At 70.3% G+C, this 15,829-nt stretch carries 18 protein-coding genes and 1 tRNA gene; 13 read left to right on the top strand and 6 right to left on the bottom strand.

Annotated features, from left to right (window positions below; all coding sequences use genetic code 11):
- The 9 genes from nuoH to Q0444_RS12965 all read left to right on the top strand — a co-directional run.
- Positions 1-1,287, top strand: a 1,287-nt coding sequence (gene nuoH / locus Q0444_RS13005) for an NADH-quinone oxidoreductase subunit NuoH (protein WP_299023416.1), incomplete at its 5' end; no start/stop codon positions are given.
- A 1-nt stretch (position 1,288) separates the two neighbouring features.
- Positions 1,289-1,834 carry an NADH-quinone oxidoreductase subunit NuoI gene (gene nuoI, locus Q0444_RS13000; protein WP_299023417.1) on the top strand — a complete coding sequence of 182 codons (546 nt, stop codon included), beginning with the start codon at positions 1,289-1,291 and terminating at the stop codon, positions 1,832-1,834.
- The gene (locus tag Q0444_RS12995) at positions 1,831-2,583 is read left to right on the top strand and encodes an NADH-quinone oxidoreductase subunit J (protein WP_291079324.1); all 753 of its coding nucleotides are present in this window, start codon (positions 1,831-1,833) and stop codon (positions 2,581-2,583) included. The genes nuoI and Q0444_RS12995 overlap by 4 nt, the downstream gene beginning before the upstream one ends.
- Positions 2,580-2,879 (top strand): NADH-quinone oxidoreductase subunit NuoK, encoded by a 300-nt coding sequence (nuoK, locus tag Q0444_RS12990; protein WP_291079325.1) that lies wholly within the window; start codon positions 2,580-2,582, stop codon positions 2,877-2,879. Before Q0444_RS12995 ends, nuoK begins: the two co-directional genes overlap by 4 nt.
- Positions 2,880-2,890: 11 nt before the next feature.
- Complete coding sequence (nuoL, locus tag Q0444_RS12985; RefSeq protein ID WP_299023415.1) at positions 2,891-4,879, top strand: NADH-quinone oxidoreductase subunit L; 1,989 nt, start codon at positions 2,891-2,893, stop codon at positions 4,877-4,879.
- On the top strand, positions 4,876-6,432 hold the full coding sequence (locus tag Q0444_RS12980) for an NADH-quinone oxidoreductase subunit M (RefSeq protein ID WP_291079327.1): 1,557 nt from the start codon (positions 4,876-4,878) through the stop codon (positions 6,430-6,432). Before nuoL ends, Q0444_RS12980 begins: the two co-directional genes overlap by 4 nt.
- On the top strand, positions 6,429-8,024 hold the full coding sequence (gene nuoN / locus Q0444_RS12975) for an NADH-quinone oxidoreductase subunit NuoN (protein ID WP_291079328.1): 1,596 nt from the start codon (positions 6,429-6,431) through the stop codon (positions 8,022-8,024). The genes Q0444_RS12980 and nuoN overlap by 4 nt, the downstream gene beginning before the upstream one ends.
- Before the next feature lie 135 nt (positions 8,025-8,159).
- The gene (locus Q0444_RS12970; protein ID WP_291079329.1) at positions 8,160-8,390 is read left to right on the top strand and encodes a FitA-like ribbon-helix-helix domain-containing protein; all 231 of its coding nucleotides are present in this window, start codon (positions 8,160-8,162) and stop codon (positions 8,388-8,390) included.
- A complete protein-coding gene (locus tag Q0444_RS12965) occupies positions 8,387-8,785 on the top strand; it encodes a type II toxin-antitoxin system VapC family toxin (protein ID WP_291079330.1) in 399 nt (132 codons plus the stop codon). Before Q0444_RS12970 ends, Q0444_RS12965 begins: the two co-directional genes overlap by 4 nt.
- 180 nt (positions 8,786-8,965) lie before the next feature.
- On the opposite strand, the gene Q0444_RS12960 is transcribed toward Q0444_RS12965, so the two are convergent.
- Positions 8,966-9,337 carry a 4a-hydroxytetrahydrobiopterin dehydratase gene (locus Q0444_RS12960; protein WP_291079331.1) on the bottom strand — a complete coding sequence of 124 codons (372 nt, stop codon included), beginning with the start codon at positions 9,335-9,337 and terminating at the stop codon, positions 8,966-8,968.
- Between the two features lie 65 nt (positions 9,338-9,402).
- Here Q0444_RS12960 and gluQRS point away from each other — a divergent pair, with 65 nt between their 5' ends.
- From gluQRS to Q0444_RS12945, 3 genes are all read left to right on the top strand, one after another.
- The gene (gene gluQRS, locus Q0444_RS12955; protein WP_291079332.1) at positions 9,403-10,326 is read left to right on the top strand and encodes a tRNA glutamyl-Q(34) synthetase GluQRS; all 924 of its coding nucleotides are present in this window, start codon (positions 9,403-9,405) and stop codon (positions 10,324-10,326) included.
- A 207-nt stretch (positions 10,327-10,533) separates the two neighbouring features.
- The gene (locus Q0444_RS12950; RefSeq protein ID WP_291079352.1) at positions 10,534-11,205 is read left to right on the top strand and encodes a queuosine precursor transporter; all 672 of its coding nucleotides are present in this window, start codon (positions 10,534-10,536) and stop codon (positions 11,203-11,205) included.
- Complete coding sequence (locus Q0444_RS12945; protein WP_291079333.1) at positions 11,202-11,528, top strand: CHY zinc finger protein; 327 nt, start codon at positions 11,202-11,204, stop codon at positions 11,526-11,528. Before Q0444_RS12950 ends, Q0444_RS12945 begins: the two co-directional genes overlap by 4 nt.
- A 29-nt stretch (positions 11,529-11,557) precedes the next feature.
- Here Q0444_RS12945 and Q0444_RS12940 read toward each other — a convergent pair whose 3' ends face one another.
- The 3 genes from Q0444_RS12940 to tgt form a co-directional block, all read right to left on the bottom strand.
- Positions 11,558-12,457 (bottom strand): DUF6226 family protein, encoded by a 900-nt coding sequence (locus Q0444_RS12940; RefSeq protein WP_299023414.1) that lies wholly within the window; start codon positions 12,455-12,457, stop codon positions 11,558-11,560.
- A 74-nt stretch (positions 12,458-12,531) separates the two neighbouring features.
- Positions 12,532-12,816: a hypothetical protein gene (locus Q0444_RS12935; RefSeq protein ID WP_291079335.1), complete on the bottom strand. Its 285-nt coding sequence runs from the start codon at positions 12,814-12,816 to the stop codon at positions 12,532-12,534.
- A 473-nt stretch (positions 12,817-13,289) separates the two neighbouring features.
- On the bottom strand, positions 13,290-14,510 hold the full coding sequence (gene tgt, locus Q0444_RS12930; protein ID WP_291079353.1) for a tRNA guanosine(34) transglycosylase Tgt: 1,221 nt from the start codon (positions 14,508-14,510) through the stop codon (positions 13,290-13,292).
- A 170-nt stretch (positions 14,511-14,680) separates the two neighbouring features.
- Between tgt and Q0444_RS12925 the strand changes: the two genes are divergently transcribed.
- The gene (locus tag Q0444_RS12925; RefSeq protein ID WP_291079336.1) at positions 14,681-15,307 is read left to right on the top strand and encodes a TetR/AcrR family transcriptional regulator; all 627 of its coding nucleotides are present in this window, start codon (positions 14,681-14,683) and stop codon (positions 15,305-15,307) included.
- Positions 15,308-15,350: 43 nt separating this feature from the next.
- On the opposite strand, the gene Q0444_RS12920 is transcribed toward Q0444_RS12925, so the two are convergent.
- Positions 15,351-15,438: transfer RNA gene (locus Q0444_RS12920), tRNA-Ser, on the bottom strand.
- 47 nt (positions 15,439-15,485) lie between these two features.
- A complete protein-coding gene (locus tag Q0444_RS12915) occupies positions 15,486-15,686 on the bottom strand; it encodes a CsbD family protein (RefSeq protein WP_291079337.1) in 201 nt (66 codons plus the stop codon).
- Positions 15,687-15,829 lie beyond the last annotated feature (143 nt).

Genomic DNA, 15,829 nt, shown 5'->3' with positions numbered 1-15,829 from the left:
ACCGACCTGTCCGCGTTCGGCACCGACCCGTGGTGGCTGGTGCTCGTCAAGGTGATCGCCGTCTTCGCCTTTCTCGTGCTGACGGTGCTCGCCGCGATCTACCTGGAACGCAAGGTGATCGCCTGGATGCAGATGCGGGTCGGGCCCAACCGCGTGGGCCCGCTGGGCATGCTCCAGAGCCTGGCGGACGGGGTGAAGATCGCGCTCAAGGAGGGCCTGACGCCCGCGGGGGTCGACAAGCCGATCTACCTGCTCGCGCCGGTGATCGCGGTGATCCCGGCGTTCATGGCGTTCGCGGTGATCCCGTTCGGCCCCGTGGTCTCGATGTTCGGGCACGCCACCCCGCTGCAGCTCACCGACCTGCACGTGGGCGTGCTCTACGTCCTGGCCGTGACCTCGATCGGCGTGTACGGGATCGTGCTGGCCGGCTGGTCCTCCGGGTCCACGTACCCGCTGCTCGGCGGCCTGCGCTCCACGGCCCAGGTCATCAGCTACGAGATCGCCATGGCCCTGTCCTTCGTGGGCGTGTTCCTCTTCGCCGGCACCATGTCCACCTCCGGGATCGTGGCCGCGCAGGCCGACGTCTGGTTTGTGTTCCTCCTGCTGCCCTCGTTCCTCATCTACGTGACCTCCATGGTCGGCGAGACCAACCGGGCCCCGTTCGACCTGCCCGAGGCCGAGGGGGAGCTGGTGGGCGGCTTCCACACCGAGTACTCGTCGCTGCGCTTCGCCATGTTCATGCTGGCCGAGTACGTCAACATGACCACGGTCTCCGCGCTGGCGGCCACCCTGTTCCTCGGCGGCTGGCGGGCCCCCCTGCCGTTCTCCCTGCTCCCCGGCGCCGACTCGGGCTGGTGGGCGCTGCTGTGGTTCGTGGTCAAGGTGTGGGGCTTCATGTTCCTGTTCATCTGGCTCCGTGCCACCCTCCCGCGGCTGCGCTACGACCAGTTCATGGGCTTCGGCTGGAAGGTGCTCATCCCGGTCTCCCTGGCGTGGGTGATGGCGGTGGCCACGATCCGGGTGGTGGTGGGCCCCGGGAGCGGCCTCCTCACGCCCGCGATGGTCGTGGCGGGACTGCTCGCGGTGGGGCCCCTCGCGGGCGTCCATCGCGCCCGCACCCGACGCGACACCCGGACCGCCGCCCGGACGCGCGCCGCCCGGGGCGCCGTGTCGTTCGACCCCGTCGCCGGCGGGTTCCCCGTCCCGCCGCTCCCCCACCAGCGCGCGGCACCGCGCGGATCCCCGCCCGCGGGGCCCGCCCCGACCCAGGAGGCCCGCCATGCCTAGGGTGCCGAGGTTCCTCGAGCCGATCGCCGGGTTCGGCGTGACGTTCGCGACCATGTTCCGCAAGAACATCACCGAGCAGTACCCGGAGGAGAAGGTCCCCACCGCGCCCCGCTACCACGGGCGGCACCAGCTCAACCGCTACGGGGACGGGCTGGAGAAGTGCATCGGGTGCGAGCTGTGCGCGTGGGCGTGCCCGGCCGACGCGATCTACGTCGAGGGCGCCGACAACACCGCCGGGGAGCGCTACTCCCCCGGCGAGCGCTACGGGCGGGTCTACCAGATCAACTACCTCCGCTGCATCGGCTGCGGGCTGTGCGTGGAGGCCTGCCCGACCCGCGCGTTGACCATGACCAACCAGTACGAGATGGCCGGTGACGACCGCGCCGGCATGATCTACGAGAAGCACGACCTCCTGGGACCGATGCTCGCCGGGATGATCCCCGCCCCGCACGACATGGTCCCGGGGTCCACGCACGCCGACTACTACCGCGGCGAGATCACCGGGCCCGCGCCCGAGCAGGGCCAGCCGTACGAGGGGTCCTCATGACCACCGGGGAGTCAGTGCTGTTCTGGGTGCTGGCCACCATCGCCGTGGCCGGGGCGCTCGGCGTGGTCTCGGCGACCAAGGCGGTCTACTCGGCGCTGTGCCTGGCGGCCACGATGGTCTCGCTCGCGGTCCTGTACATCGCGCAGGGCGCGGTGTTCCTGGGGGTGGGCCAGATCGTGGTCTACACCGGCGCGGTGATGATGCTGTTCCTGTTCGTGGTGATGCTCATCGGCGTGGAGTCCTCGGACTCGCTGGTGGAGCGGATCCGCGGGCACCGGGTGGCGGCGATCGTCGCGGGGCTGGGCTTCGGGATCCTCCTCGCCACCGGGCTGGCGCGGGCGGAGTTGCCACCGTTCGCCGGGTTCGCACCGGGTTACTCGGATGTGCCGGCGCTGGCGGAGCTGCTGTTCTCCCGGCACGTGTGGGCGTTCGAGCTGACCGGTGTGCTGCTCATCATCGCCACCCTCGGCGCCATGGTGCTCGCACACCGTGAGCGCTTCACGGGGCGCCTGACCCAGCGGCAGATGTCCGAGCAGCGCTTCCTCGACTGGCAGCACGACGACACCGCCCGCGTGACGCCGCTGCCCGGCCCCGGCGTCTACGCGCGCCGCAACTCCGCGGACACCCCCGCCCGCCTGCCCGACGGCTCCGACGCCGAGGACTCGGTGAGCGAGGTCCTGCGCCGGCACGCGGCCGACCGGGCGGACCCGGACCGGGAGCTCAGCGACGGCGAGGAGGGACGGCCGTGACCCCCGAGTACCACCTGTACCTCTCGGCCGTGCTGTTCACCATCGGCGCGGCCGGATTCCTGCTGCGGCGCAACGCGATCGTGCTGTTCATGTGCATCGAGCTCATGCTCAACGCCACCAACCTCGCCCTGGTGGCGTTCGCGCGAATGCACGGCGACGTCACCGGCCAACTGTTCGCGTTCTTCATCATGGTCGTCGCCGCCGCGGAGGTCGTGATCGGCCTCGCGATCATCATGGCCATCTACCGTTCCCGCCGATCGGCGTCCGTCGACGATGCCAACCTGCTCAGGTACTAGGGGGGACGACGATGACGACGACGACGACCACAGCCGCCCTGGCGCCCGCCATCACCGAGCCCGCGCTCTGGCTCATCCCCGCACTGCCGCTGCTCGGGGCGGCGGTCCTGCTGCTGCTCGGTCGGCGCGCGAACGGGTGGGGCCACCTGCTCGGCTGCGCGACCGCGCTGGGCTCGTTCGCCGTGGCGGTGTGGCAATTCGCCGCGATGGCCGGCCGGGAGGCGGGCGACCGCGCCGCCGCCCAGACCCTGTTCACCTGGGTCTCGGTCGGCGACCTGCGCGTGGACTTCGGCCTGCGTCTGGACGAGCTGTCCCTGATGTTCGTGCTGCTCGTGACGGGCGTGGGCCTGCTCATCCACGTGTACTCGATCGGCTACATGGCCGCCGACCCCGCCCGGGGGAAGTTCTTCGCCTACCTCAACCTGTTCCTCGCCGCGATGCTGCTGCTGGTCATGGCAGACAACTTCCTCGGCCTCTACCTGGGCTGGGAGGGCGTGGGCCTGGTCTCCTACCTGCTCATCGGGTTCTGGCAACACAAGCCGTCGGCCGCCACCGCAGCGAAGAAGGCGTTCGTCGTCAACCGCGTCGGCGACATCGGTCTGGGTGTGGCGCTGATGGTCATGGTCACCCAGCTCGGGACACTGTCGTATGAGGGCGTGTTCTCAGGCGTCCAGGGGTCCGGGGCGGTCGGGGCTGGGGCCACCGGTCCAGCGATGAGCTCGGGGCTGGTCACCGCGCTCGGGCTGCTGTTGCTGCTCGGCGCGTGCGCCAAGTCCGCCCAGGTCCCGCTGCAGTCGTGGCTCGGCGACGCCATGGAGGGCCCCACCCCGGTCTCGGCGCTCATCCACGCCGCGACCATGGTCACCGCGGGCGTCTACCTCGTCGTCCGGGCCAACCCGATCTTCGACGCCGCCCCGGCCGCGCGGGCCGCGGTGATCGCGGTGGGCGCGGTGACGCTGCTGTTCGGCGCGGTGATCGGCTGCGCGAAGGACGACATCAAGAAGGTGCTCGCCGCCTCCACCATGAGCCAGGTCGGTTACATGGTCATGGCCGCCGGATTCGGCCCCGCCGGGTACGCGCTGGCGATCATGCACCTGCTCACCCACGGATTCTTCAAGGCGGGCCTGTTCCTCGGCGCGGGATCGGTGATGCACGGGATGAACGACGAGGTGGACATGCGCCGCTACGGGGCCCTGCGCGCGGTCATGCCGGTCACCTACGTCACCTTCGGGCTGGGCTACCTCGCGATCATCGGCGTCCCGCCCTTCGCCGGTTTCTACTCCAAGGAGGGCATCATCTCCGCCGCCTTCGACGTGGGGAGCACCGCGACCGGCGGGGGCTCCTCGGGATCGGCGCTCGGCTACCTGCTGGGGGCGGTGGCGCTGCTCGGTGCGGGTCTCACCGCTTTCTACATGACCCGCGTGATGATCCTGACCTTCTTCGGCCGGCCCCGCTGGGCCGCCGACGCTCACCCCCACGAGTCACCGGCGATCATGACGGCGCCGATGATCGCGATCGCCGTGGGGTCGGTCTTGTCGGGCGCGTTGCTCGCGATCGGCGGCCGCCTGCAGGACTGGCTCGCCCCGGTCGTCGGGGACCACCACCCCGAGCACGTCCTGCCCGTGTGGCTGGTCACCGCCGCCTCACTCCTCGTCGTCGCGGCGGGAATCGCGCTCCCCGTCCCCCCCTACGCCCGTAGCGAGATTCCGAGGAACCCCCCCGCGGGCTCTCCGCTCACCCGGGCCGCGCGGCGCGACCTCCACGCCGACCGCCTCAACGAGGCGGTGTTCATGCGCCCCGGGCAGGCCCTCGTGGCCGGCACCGCGGTGGTCGACCGCCGGGTCCTGGCCGGCGCCGCGACGGGCGTCGCCACCGCGGTCGGTGAACTGTCCGCCCGGACGAGACTCCTGCAGTCCGGACTCACCCGCTCCTACGCGCTGTACATGCTGATCGGCGCGGTTCTGGTGATCGCGGCGATGCTGGGTGGTGGCGCGCTGTGACCGGCCCCGGACTGCTCACCGCGCTGTGGCTCACGCCCCTGGTCGGTGCCCTCCTAGTCGTCGTCGTCCCCCAGAGCGCGCGCCGCGCGGCGAGGCCCCTCGCCCTGGTCACGTCCCTGGCCGTCCTGGGGGTAGCGATCGCGCTGGCGGTCGGGTTCGACCCCGGCGGCGACCGGTACCAGTTCGTCGAATCTCGGCCGTGGATCCCGGCATTCGGGGCGACGTACTCCCTCGGACTCGACGGCGTAGCGCTAGTCCTGGTGCTGCTCACCGCCGCGCTCATGCCGCTGCTGCTGCTGGCGGGGTGGCGTGACGTCGACGGGGGTCGGCGCGCGCAGGCGTACCCCGCACTCATGCTCGCCACGCAGGCCCTGGCGCTGGTGACGTTCCTCAGCCTCGACGTGCTGCTGTTCTACGTGGCGTTCGAGGCGATGCTCATCCCGCTGTACTTCCTCATCGGGGGTTTCGGTACAGGGGGTTTCGGCGGCGGTGCGACCGACGGCTCCGAACGGGCGCGGGCGGCCGTGCGGTTCCTCCTCTACAACCTGCTCGGCGGCCTCGTCATGCTCGCGGCGGTCCTTGGGCTCTACATGTACACAGACTGGGCCAGGCTCGGACCCGACGGCCGCGGCACCTTCGACTACCGCCTCATCACCGACGCCATCGCCGACGGTCGCCTGCAGATCCCGCCCGGCGCGATGCTGCTGCTGTTCGCCGGGTTCACGCTCGCGTTCGCGATCAAGGCGCCGCTGTGGCCGTTCCACACGTGGCTGCCCGGGGCCGCCGTCGCCGCCACCCCCGCCTCCGCGGTGCTCATGATGGCCGTGGTGGACAAGGTCGGCACCTTCGCGATGCTGCGGTACAGCCTGCCGCTGTACCCCGAGGCCGCGGCCACGGCGACGCCGGTGATGGTGACGCTGGCGGTGATCAGCATCGTCTACGGCGGCGTCATGGCGATCGCCCAGACCGACCTGCTGCGGCTCATCGCGTACGCCTCCATTTCGCACTTCGGGTTCATCGTGCTGGGCGTGTTCGCCGCCACCGAGCAGTCCGCGACCGGTTCGGCATTGTACATGGTCAACCACGGCATCGCCACGGCCGCACTGTTCCTCGTGGCCGGGTTCCTCGTGCACCGCCGCGGCACGCGGGAGATCGGGCGGTTCGGCGGCGTCCAGCAGGTGACGCCGGTGCTGGCCGGGGTGTTCCTCGTCGCCGGGCTCGCCACCCTGTCGCTACCGGGCTTGGCGCCGTTCATCAGCGAGTTCCTGGTGTTCGTCGGCACGTTCGCGGTGTTCCCGGTCGCGGCGGTGCTCTCGACCGCGACGTTCGTCCTCGCGGCCGTCTACATTCTGTGGACCTACCAACGGGTGATGGGCGGGCCCGTCGCGCCCGGCCTCGCGGGCACCCCGGACCTCGGGCTGCGCGAGCAGGTGGTCCTGGCCCCGCTGGTCGTGGCGCTGATCGTGCTCGGCTTCTACCCGCAGCCGGCGCTCGACGTGATCGATCCCGCGGTCGCCGACACCGTCGCCCACGTGGAAGGTGCCACCCGATGACCCCAGACATCGCCTACTCCTCGCTCCTGCCGCTGCTCGTGGTGCTCGGCGCGGCGATCGTCTCGGTCCTGGTCGAGGCATTCGCCCCGGCCCGGCACCGCTACATCACGCAGATGGTGCTGTACCTCGGCGGGCTCGGGGCCGCGCTGGTGGCGGTGGCGCTGCTCGCCGGGACGCGGACCGTCACCGCCGGCGGCGCCGTGGCCGTGGACGGGCCGGCGCTGTTCCTGCAGGGGGCGACGGTCCTCGTGGCGATCGGGGCCGGGCTGCTCATCGGCGAACGCGCGCGGGTGGCGGCGGGGTCGCGTCCCCCGGTGCTCGCGGGCTTCGCGCCGCAGGCCGCACTGGCCCCGGGCGGCGACGCCGAACGGGAGGCCGAGCGGGCGGGCGTCACCCAGACCGAGGTGTTCCCGCTGGCACTGTTCGCCACCGGCGGACTCATGTTGTTCCCCGCGGCGAACGACCTCATCACCCTGTTCATCGCGCTCGAGGTGCTGTCCCTGCCGCTGTACGTCATGTGCGGCATGGCCCGCCGGCGGCGGTTCCTCTCGCAAGAAGCTGCGGTCAAATACTTCCTGTTGGGATCGTTCTCCTCGGCGTTCTTCGCCTACGGCGCGGCGCTGATCTACGGCTACGCCGGGACCGTCGAGTTCAGGGGCATCGCGGCGGTCGTCGCCACCGAGGGCGGCAGCTCGCTGGCCCTGATCGGCGTGGCGATGATGTCGGTGGGCCTGCTGTTCAAGGTCGGAGCGGTGCCGTTCCACACCTGGACCCCGGACGTGTACCAGGGCGCGCCCACCTCGATCACCGCGTTCATGGCCGCCGGCACCAAGCTCGCCGCGTTCGGGGCGATCCTCCGGTTCTTCCACGTCGCCGTGCCCCGACTCGAGGCAGACTGGGCGCCGGTGCTCTGGGTGATCGCGGCCCTGACGATGATCGTGGGCACGGTCGTCGGCGTCACCCAGAACGACGTCAAACGCCTGCTGGCCTACTCCTCCGTCGCGCACGCCGGCTTCCTGCTGACCGGAGTGCTCGGCCCGCCGGTGGCCGGGACCTCCGCCGTGCTGTTCTACCTCGCCGCCTACGCGGTCAGCACTGTTGGCGTCTTCGCCGTGGCCGGGCTGGTCCGCGATCCCGACGGCGCCGAGATCACCGACCTGCAGGCCTGGGCCGGGCTCGGCCGCCGTCAGCCGGTGGTCGCGGGCGCGTTCGCCCTGCTGCTGCTCGCACTGGCCGGTATCCCGCTGACCAGTGGGTTCATCGCCAAGTTCGCCGTGTTTTCCGAGGCGGTGGCCGGCGGCGCGGTGAGCCTGGTGGTGGTCGGCGTGCTCACCAGCGCGATCGCGGCCTCGTTCTACGTCCGCGTGATCGTGGTGATGTTCTTCCGCGACGCAGGCTCCGGCTCCGGCTCCGGCTCCGCTGCGCCCGGCGCGCTCGCCGCCGGCGAGGTGGCGTTCGCCCGCCGCCCCGTCACGTACGCCGTGGTCGGCGTCGCGGTGGTGGTGACCATCCTGCTGGGGATCATGCCGCAGCCGCTGCTTGACCTGGCCACCGCCGCATCCTGGTTCGTGGGGGCGGAGTTCGGAGGGTAGCCAGCCGCCCACCTCGCTCCCGCGCCCCGCCCCCCGCCGGGGGCCCGGGCCGACGTCGCGCAGGGGCGCAGGCTCGGCCTGCTGATCGGCCACACAACCGTTGACATGCAACTCTGATGATCTCATCATCAATGCATGTCGCTCATCCAGATTCGTAACGTCCCCGAAGAGGTTCACCGCATCCTCAAGGAGCGCGCTGCCCGCGAGGGCAAGACCCTGTCAGATCTCGCTCTCGCCGAGCTGACGCGGTCGGTCAAACGCCCCACCCGCAGTGAACTGCTCGAACGGATCGCCTCGCTTCCAGCCCGCGATTACCAGGGGGAGACCGCCGAGGAATCTGTTCGCGCCGAGCGAGACGCCCGGTGATCGTCCTCGACGCCTCTGTCACCGTGGAACTGTTGCTGAATCTCCCCCTCGGCGAACAGGTACGACGCCGCCTCGCTGACTCCGATCTCCAATTGCACGCACCACACCTGCTCCCTGTCGAGGTCCTACAGGTTCTACGACGACGTGTGGCGGCCGGCACGACGAGTACCACCGATGCAGTGGAGGCATTGGACCTCCTGGAGCAACTCGATCTCAGTTTTCACGACCACATGCTCCTGGCGGGACGAGCGTGGACTCTCAGGGGCAATCTGAGTGCCTACGACGCCACGTATGTCGCACTCGCCGAACTGCTCGACGCGCCTCTACTCACCGCTGACGCGAAACTCGCGCGTGCACCCGGTATTCACGCGACCATCGACCTGATCCAGCCCTGACAACGACGCACACGCTGTCGCCGGGCCGCGCCCGCTTACCCGCCCCGCCGCGAAGAGGAATTCGCCTGTATCGGCCGAGTACATCCGCACGAATTCCTCTTCCCGGCGTCAGGAGTCTCTCGGGCGTCAGGGGGGCCGGGCCGGGGCGGCGCCAGCGGCGTCCGGGACTATCGAGCCGGCCTACTCCCCCAGCCCCAGCGGGGTCGCGTCGAACTCCCCGGACAGCGCGGAGACCGACCGGGCCAGGCGGAGGTCCCGCACGGTGACGCCATCGACATCGTGGCTGCGGAGATCCAACGTGACCTCGTCGTAGCTCCACAGCAGGTCGGGATGGTGGTTCTGCGAGTTGGCGGCCTGCCCGATCGCGGCGACCAGATTGATCGCGGCCTGCGGCGTCTCGCACACGGCGGTGTAGGTCAGCGACCCCTCCGACAGGGCCCAGCCGGGCAGGTCGGCCAGACCCTCGGCGATCTGCTCCTCGGTCAGGCGGGTGTTGTCGTCGGCGCCGGGGCCTGCGGCGTCGGGACGTGCGTTGTCGGCATCTGCGCTCATGCCGTCCAGTCTGGCACCTCCCGCCGCGTCCGCCCCTCCCGGTCGCGCGGCCTACTCTGTTCAGCGTGGAAGCCCCCGCCAGCCCCTTGCCCCCCGGCGTCGGCCGGTACGCGCCCAGCCCGTCCGGGGACCTGCACCTGGGCAATCTGCGCACGGCGGTGGCGGCGTGGGTCCTGGCCCGCGATTCGGGTCGGGCCTTCCGGATGCGCATCGACGACCTCGACACCGCCCGCGCCCGCCCCGGCATCGCCGAACGCCAGCTGGCGGACCTGGCAGCGATCGGCATCGACTGGGATGGCGACATCATGTGGGAGTCCCAGCGCTTCCCCGCCTACGCCGCGGCCGCCGACCGGCTCGCCGACCGCGGCCTGGTCTACGAGTGCTACTGCTCGCGCCGCGAGATCGCCGAGGCCCCGCGGGCACCGCACTCCCCGCCGGGCGCATACCCCGGCACCTGCCGTGACCTGGCCGAATCCGAACGCGCCCGCCGCCGTGAGGAACTCGGCCCGGGGCGGGTGCCGGCGCTGCGTCTGCGCGCGACGGTCGCAGAGCTGACGGTCACCGATCTGATCCACGGGCCCTACACCGGTGTGGTGGACGATGTGGTGCTGCGTCGCGGGGACGGCGTGTGGGCGTACAACCTCGCGGTGGTGGTGGACGATGCCGAGCAGGGTGTCGACCAGGTCGTGCGCGGCGAGGATCTGCTCTCCTCCACTCCCCGCCAGGCCCATCTCGCCGATCTGCTGGGTCTGCCTCATCCGGAGTATGTCCACGTGCCGCTCGCGGTGAACGCAGCCGGTGAGCGCCTGGCCAAGCGGGACGGCGCGGTGACCCTGGCCGATCTGGCCCGGGAGGGGACGACGACGAGGGCCGCCGTCGTCCGGATCGTGGCCTCACTCGGTGGACCGGAGGGCGCGGACTCGATCGAGGCACTGCGCGGGCTGGTCACCACCGAGTCCTTGCGATCCGGCCCCTGGGTGGTGGCCTAGCTGGCGGGGCACCCACCCCGGCGAGCTGAATTCGCCACCCGGCAGCGTCTGCGCGGATAATCGACGCCCGTGACCACTTCACCGCAACCTTCCGAACGACTCGGGACTGGGCGGCCGGACGGGGACTCTCCCGAGCCGGCGCGCAGCACCCCCTCTGCCGGCCGGGCCGCCTTCGCGACCGTCGGCAGCACCTATTACGGCTATCTCATCGCCCTGTTCGTCGGCGTGATGCTCATCAGCAACGTCACCGGCACCAAGGGCGTCCTCCTCTTCCCCGACCTGAGTTTCGACCTCGGCTTCCTGTCGATGGACGGGCTCGTCACCGACGGGGCCTTCCTGCTCTTCCCGCTGGCGTATGTGCTGGGTGATGTGATCAGTGAGGTGTACGGGTTCCGGTCGATGCGCCGTGCCGTGATCTCCGGCTTCATCGTCCTCGCCCTGGCAGCCCTGAGCTTCACGATCACCGTCCACCTGCCCGCCGCCCCGTTCTACGAAAACCAGGACGCGTTCGAGGCCGTGGCAGGGGTCATCCCGCAGTTCTTCCTCGCCGGCCTGGCCGGGTACGTGGTGGGCGAGTTGCTCAACTCGTACGTCCTGGTGTGGATGAAGCGCCGCACCGGCGAGCAGAGTCTCTGGGCTCGCCTGCTCGGTTCGACCGTGGTCGGCCAGCTCGCGGACACCCTCGTGTTCTGCACGATCGCCGCCCCGGCCCTGGGCATGGTGCTCGGCTCGGGCGACTACTGGAACTACGTGGTGATCGGCTTCGTGTGGAAAACCCTCGTCGAAGCGGTCCTGCTGCCCGTGACATACGTGGTGATCGCGTGGATCAAGAAGCGCGAGCCCACCTACCAGTCTGCGCTGGCAGACTCGGCTGCATGACCTCCGACCCCGCCGTCCGGGTCCTCGGCCCGACCGTCGACGACCAGACCCGCTGCGTCCACTACCGCAGCCCGCTGGACATCGTCGCGATCCGCTTCCACTGCTGCGGGGATTTCTACCCGTGCTTCCGCTGCCACGCCGACGCCGCCGACCACCCGGTCTCGGCGTGGCCGGCGGGCCGGTTCGACGAGCACGCGATCCTGTGCGGGGTGTGCCGCTCAACGCTGGCGATCAACGACTACCTCGCGGCGAGCGCCTGCCCGTCGTGCGCCTCACCGTTCAACCCGGGCTGCTCGCTGCACCACTCGATCTACTTCGAGTAGCCGTTTTGAGCCTCAGGCGCTCCGTAGCTCTATCCGCGATCGACAGGGCCGTAGATCGTCCACTCCTGCTCCAGCCTCGGCTGGCCGCGCAACCGGCGGATCAGTTCACGGAACCATTCTCCGACGGCAATCCGCAGTCCGCGCCTCGAACTCGGTGGGAACGCGGTCTCATCTCGATCGGGGATGCGGAGCGGATTCCAGCCCGTCGCCCACGGGGCGGCGGTGAACGCTGCGGCCGACTTCGAGTCGCCGCTCGATCCCCCACTGGATCCGTGGCCCCCGAACGAGGTCTGGACCTGCCACGTCGCGGCGGGATCCACGACGAGAGACCCATCGACGACCGACAGTGTCCACTGGTCCAGCTCCTCGAGCAGCCAGGCAGATCCCGAATCGCAGGCATCACACCCACAGCCGGGCAGTTCGGCGAGTACGTACGGCGGTTCACCAGCGCATACTTCGACGTTGAGCGTGGCCTCGAGATCCGTTGAGTAGTACACGAGGTAGGACAGCGGCACTGCGCCGCCTGTATGCGCCTCTGCAGTCGGGCGAAGGACGAGCGTGGTCTGCGAATGCTCGTGGCTGCCGCGCCGCTCATTCGAAGGATCCGTCTCGAGGTGTGCCCACCCCCGATCGACGAGTACCTTCGCCCAGGCGTCGATCCTTGACTGGATGATCCTGAACTTGCCAGGGTCCAGGCAGCGGCTGTACTCCTCCTCGGCCGGCGACTGGTCCACTGGCCGGCCCTCCCACGCGGGCGTACGGGCGCCGGTCATCGCGAACGCGGCCTCGACCTCATCCAGGAGTCCACACACATGATCTGGCAACAGGGACGAACTGTCGGTCCACGGCAGTTCTCGTAGCCGGGTATTGCGCGCATGCCACCAGGTCTCGGCGTGCGGGCCACCCACGTCACTGACGTCGTGATTCATGTCCGGCTGCCTCCTCCGCCTGAAACGCCTCCGCGGTCCGCTGGAGGCACTACCCATCCACTTCCGGTGCCGGCTCAGGCCGCGGGATGCCTGCCGAGGTACTCGTCAATGGCCGCTCGGACGACTGCGCTCATCGGCCGCCCCGTGCGCTCCGCATAGTCCGCCAGCCGCTGCCGATCGGCGTCGGTGAGCCGAACGGCCAACGGCCGGGTCTCTCCGCCCGCGTCACCTTTGCGCGGCCTGCCAGGACGATAGTCCGGACGAACATCCACGGAGCCATCGACCACCAGGTAGTCGCCCGCCTCCACCGCATCAGCAAGCCGGGCATAGCGCGCCTCGACATCTCTGGGGTTGCTCATGGTCCCTCCCGCTGCGTTCTCTGTCGGCGACTGACCCCGTCGGTCAGGTCAAGGTGCCCTCCGGTGGCCTCGAGCACCTCGCGAACCACTGCCGAGGTCAGCAGCATCGCGTGGAACACGTGCAACTCCTCGGCATCAACCTGGTCTGCGACCACTTCGACCAGAGGCCCACCATGTGGGTCCCCGACCATCCGGATCAATTGCGCATCAGGCTCGAACCGAGGTGTCAGCCGATACGGACGATCGGATGCTCCAGTACCGCCCTGATCTCGTCGTCTGCGATGCCGTGCCGACGCGCAGACGTGTAGATCACCACTTTCACCTCGAAACCGTATCACGGTTTTTCGGGGGTTGCGGGGGCCAGGCCGCGGGGCAGGGTCCCATTCATCGAGCCACAGGGCTGGACGCACTCGCCGCGAAGGGCCGGGCCTCCCGTTCCCGCGCCCGCGCCCGCGCCCCCGCTCCGCACCCGGTCACCGCCCCGAGTAGTACCGCCCCAGGAACTGCTCCTTGTAGGCCACGTACTCGTCGGGCCCGGCGTCCATCGCGGCGCGGACCTCGTCCACCAGCCGCACCACAAAGGCGAGGTTGTGCAGGGTCAACAGGGTGGAGCCGAGGAACTCCTTGGACTTGAACAGGTGGTGGATGTAGGCGCGGCTGTACTCGCGCGAGACCTCGGAGGGCCCCTCGGCATCCAGCGGCGAGTGGTCGTGCCGGAACTGCGCGCGCGTCATGTTCACGCGCCCGTCGAGGGTGTAGATGCCGCCGTGCCGCGCAAGCCGGGTGGGGGCCACGCAGTCGAAGGTGTCGGCGCCGTTCTCCACGGCGGTGAAGATGTCGTCGGGCTCACTGATCCCCAGCAGGTGCCGCGGCCGGTCCTCGGGCAGCTCCTCGGTGCACCAGCCGACGATCGTGCCGAGGTTCTCCTTCTCCAGCGCGCCGCCGATCCCGTAGCCGCCGAACCCGCGCCGCCCCTGGCCCTCGGCCCGGTCGCTCATCTCCACGAGCCCCTGCACGGCCTGCCGCCGCAGGTCCTCGAACTGCGCGCCCTGCACCACGCCCCACAGCGACTGGCCGGGCCGGTGCGTCCGTTCCAGCGACAGCCGCTCGTGCTCGTCGAGGCACCGCTGCGCCCAGCGCCGGGTCCGCTCCACCGAGCTCTCCTGGTACTTGCGCGTGTTCATCAGCGTGGTGAGCTCGTCGAACGCGAACAGGATGTCGGCGCCGAGCCCGTGCTGGATCTGCATGGACACCTCGGGCGAGAACCGGTGCCGCGAGCCGTCGAGGTGCGAGGTGAACGTGACGCCGTCCTCGTCGACCTTGGCCAGCCGCCCCTGGCTCTTGTTGGTGGCCTTGTCGTCGGGCTCGGTCCCGGCCGACATCTCGATCACCTTCTTGAACCCCACGCCCAGGCTCATCACCTGGAAGCCGCCGGAGTCGGTGTAGGTGGGCCCTGACCAGCGCATGAACTCGCCGAGCCCGCCGGCGGCGTCCACCACGTCGTGGCCGGGCTGCAGGTAGAGGTGGTAGGCGTTGGCGAGCACGGCCTGGGCGCCGGTGGAGCGGACCTGCTCGGGGGTGAGCGTCTTGACGGTGGCCTTGGTGCCGACGGGGATGAACGCCGGGGTGGCGATGTCGCCGTGGGGGGTGCGGATGACGCCCGTCCGGCCGCCCGCCGTGCCGTCGAGGACCATCCGGGAGCCCACGTCGAAGGTGGTGGCGAGCGCAGGGGTGGAGGAGTGGTCCGACATGGGCTCCATCGTGGCACGGCGTCCGCCCGCCCCCGCCGTGGCCCTACGATGGGAGAACTCGACCGGTGGGTCGAGTCGACGACGACGAGGTGGGCCATGAGACGAGGTGGGTCATGACCCCAGCGACCGGCCGCCGACTCACCCGTCCCGAGCGCCACGCGCAACTGGTCTCCCTGGGGGTGAGGTTGCTCGAGACGGTGCCGTTCCACGCCCTGTCGATGGACGACGTCGCCGAGCGGGCCGGAGTGTCGCGCAGCCTGCTGTTCCACTACTTCCCCACCAAGCTGGACTACCTGATCGCGGTGGTGGAGGCGGCCGCCGATCACGTCCTGGTTCTCACCGAGATCCCCGAGGGCACCAGCGCGGAGGACCGCACCCGTGCGATCGTCACCGCCCTGGTCCGCTACATCCAGCGCCGCCGGGACAACTACGTGGCCGTCCTGCGGTCGGGGAGGTCGGTCGACCCGGTGTTGGAGAAGGTGGTCGACGGCATGCACCGCACCATCAGCCTCCGGATCCTGGAGAGCATCGGGGTGGCCCGGCCCGGACCCATGACGCTGGTGCTGACCCGCGCCTGGCTGGCCGGCTGCGAGGAGTTGGCGCTGCTGGGAGAGGAATCGGGGCTTCCGCAGAAGGCGGTGATCGACTCGTCGCTGGCCTCGCTCAGCGCGATCGCGGCCCTGCCGGATTCCGTCGCGGGAATCGGGCGGACCGACCACCCCGCCGACCCCGCGGAGTGAGAGGAGCCCCGGATCCCGTCTGGGATCCGGGGCTCTCCCGGGGCGGTGGCGGTGGGATTTGAACCCACGGTTGGGGGTTACCCAACACAGCATTTCGAGTGCTGCACCTTCGGCCGCTCGGACACGCCACCGCCGATCAGGCTACTCGACGAGTGCCCGCATACGAAAATCGGCTGGGTCAGTTGTTGCCGGTGAGCTTGCCGGCGACCTCGTTGGCCTTGTCCTTGAGCTTCTCGGCGCCCTGCTTGAGGTTCGCCTTGCCCTGGTCCGCCTGACCCTCGGCCTGGAGGTCGCGGTCGCCCGTCGCGGCACCCGCCGTCTCCTTGGCGCGGCCGCCGAGTTCCTCGGCCTTGTTCGAGAACTTGTCTCCCACTCCCATGTGGTGCTCCTCTCGATCACGGCGCCGGGGCCCGGCGCCTGTCCCCGCCCACCGTACGGAGGGCGGCGGCGGGCCTCCACCGGTGGGAGGTCCCGATCGGGTCACCGCCGCGAGCGGCGCAACGTCGCCGCCGCGAGCGGCGC

This window comes from uncultured Dietzia sp., from assembly GCF_937873725.1.
Lineage (GTDB): Bacteria > Actinomycetota > Actinomycetes > Mycobacteriales > Mycobacteriaceae > Dietzia.
The sequence above is the reverse complement of the archived record's forward strand: the minus strand, read 5'-3'. Positions and strand labels throughout refer to the sequence as shown.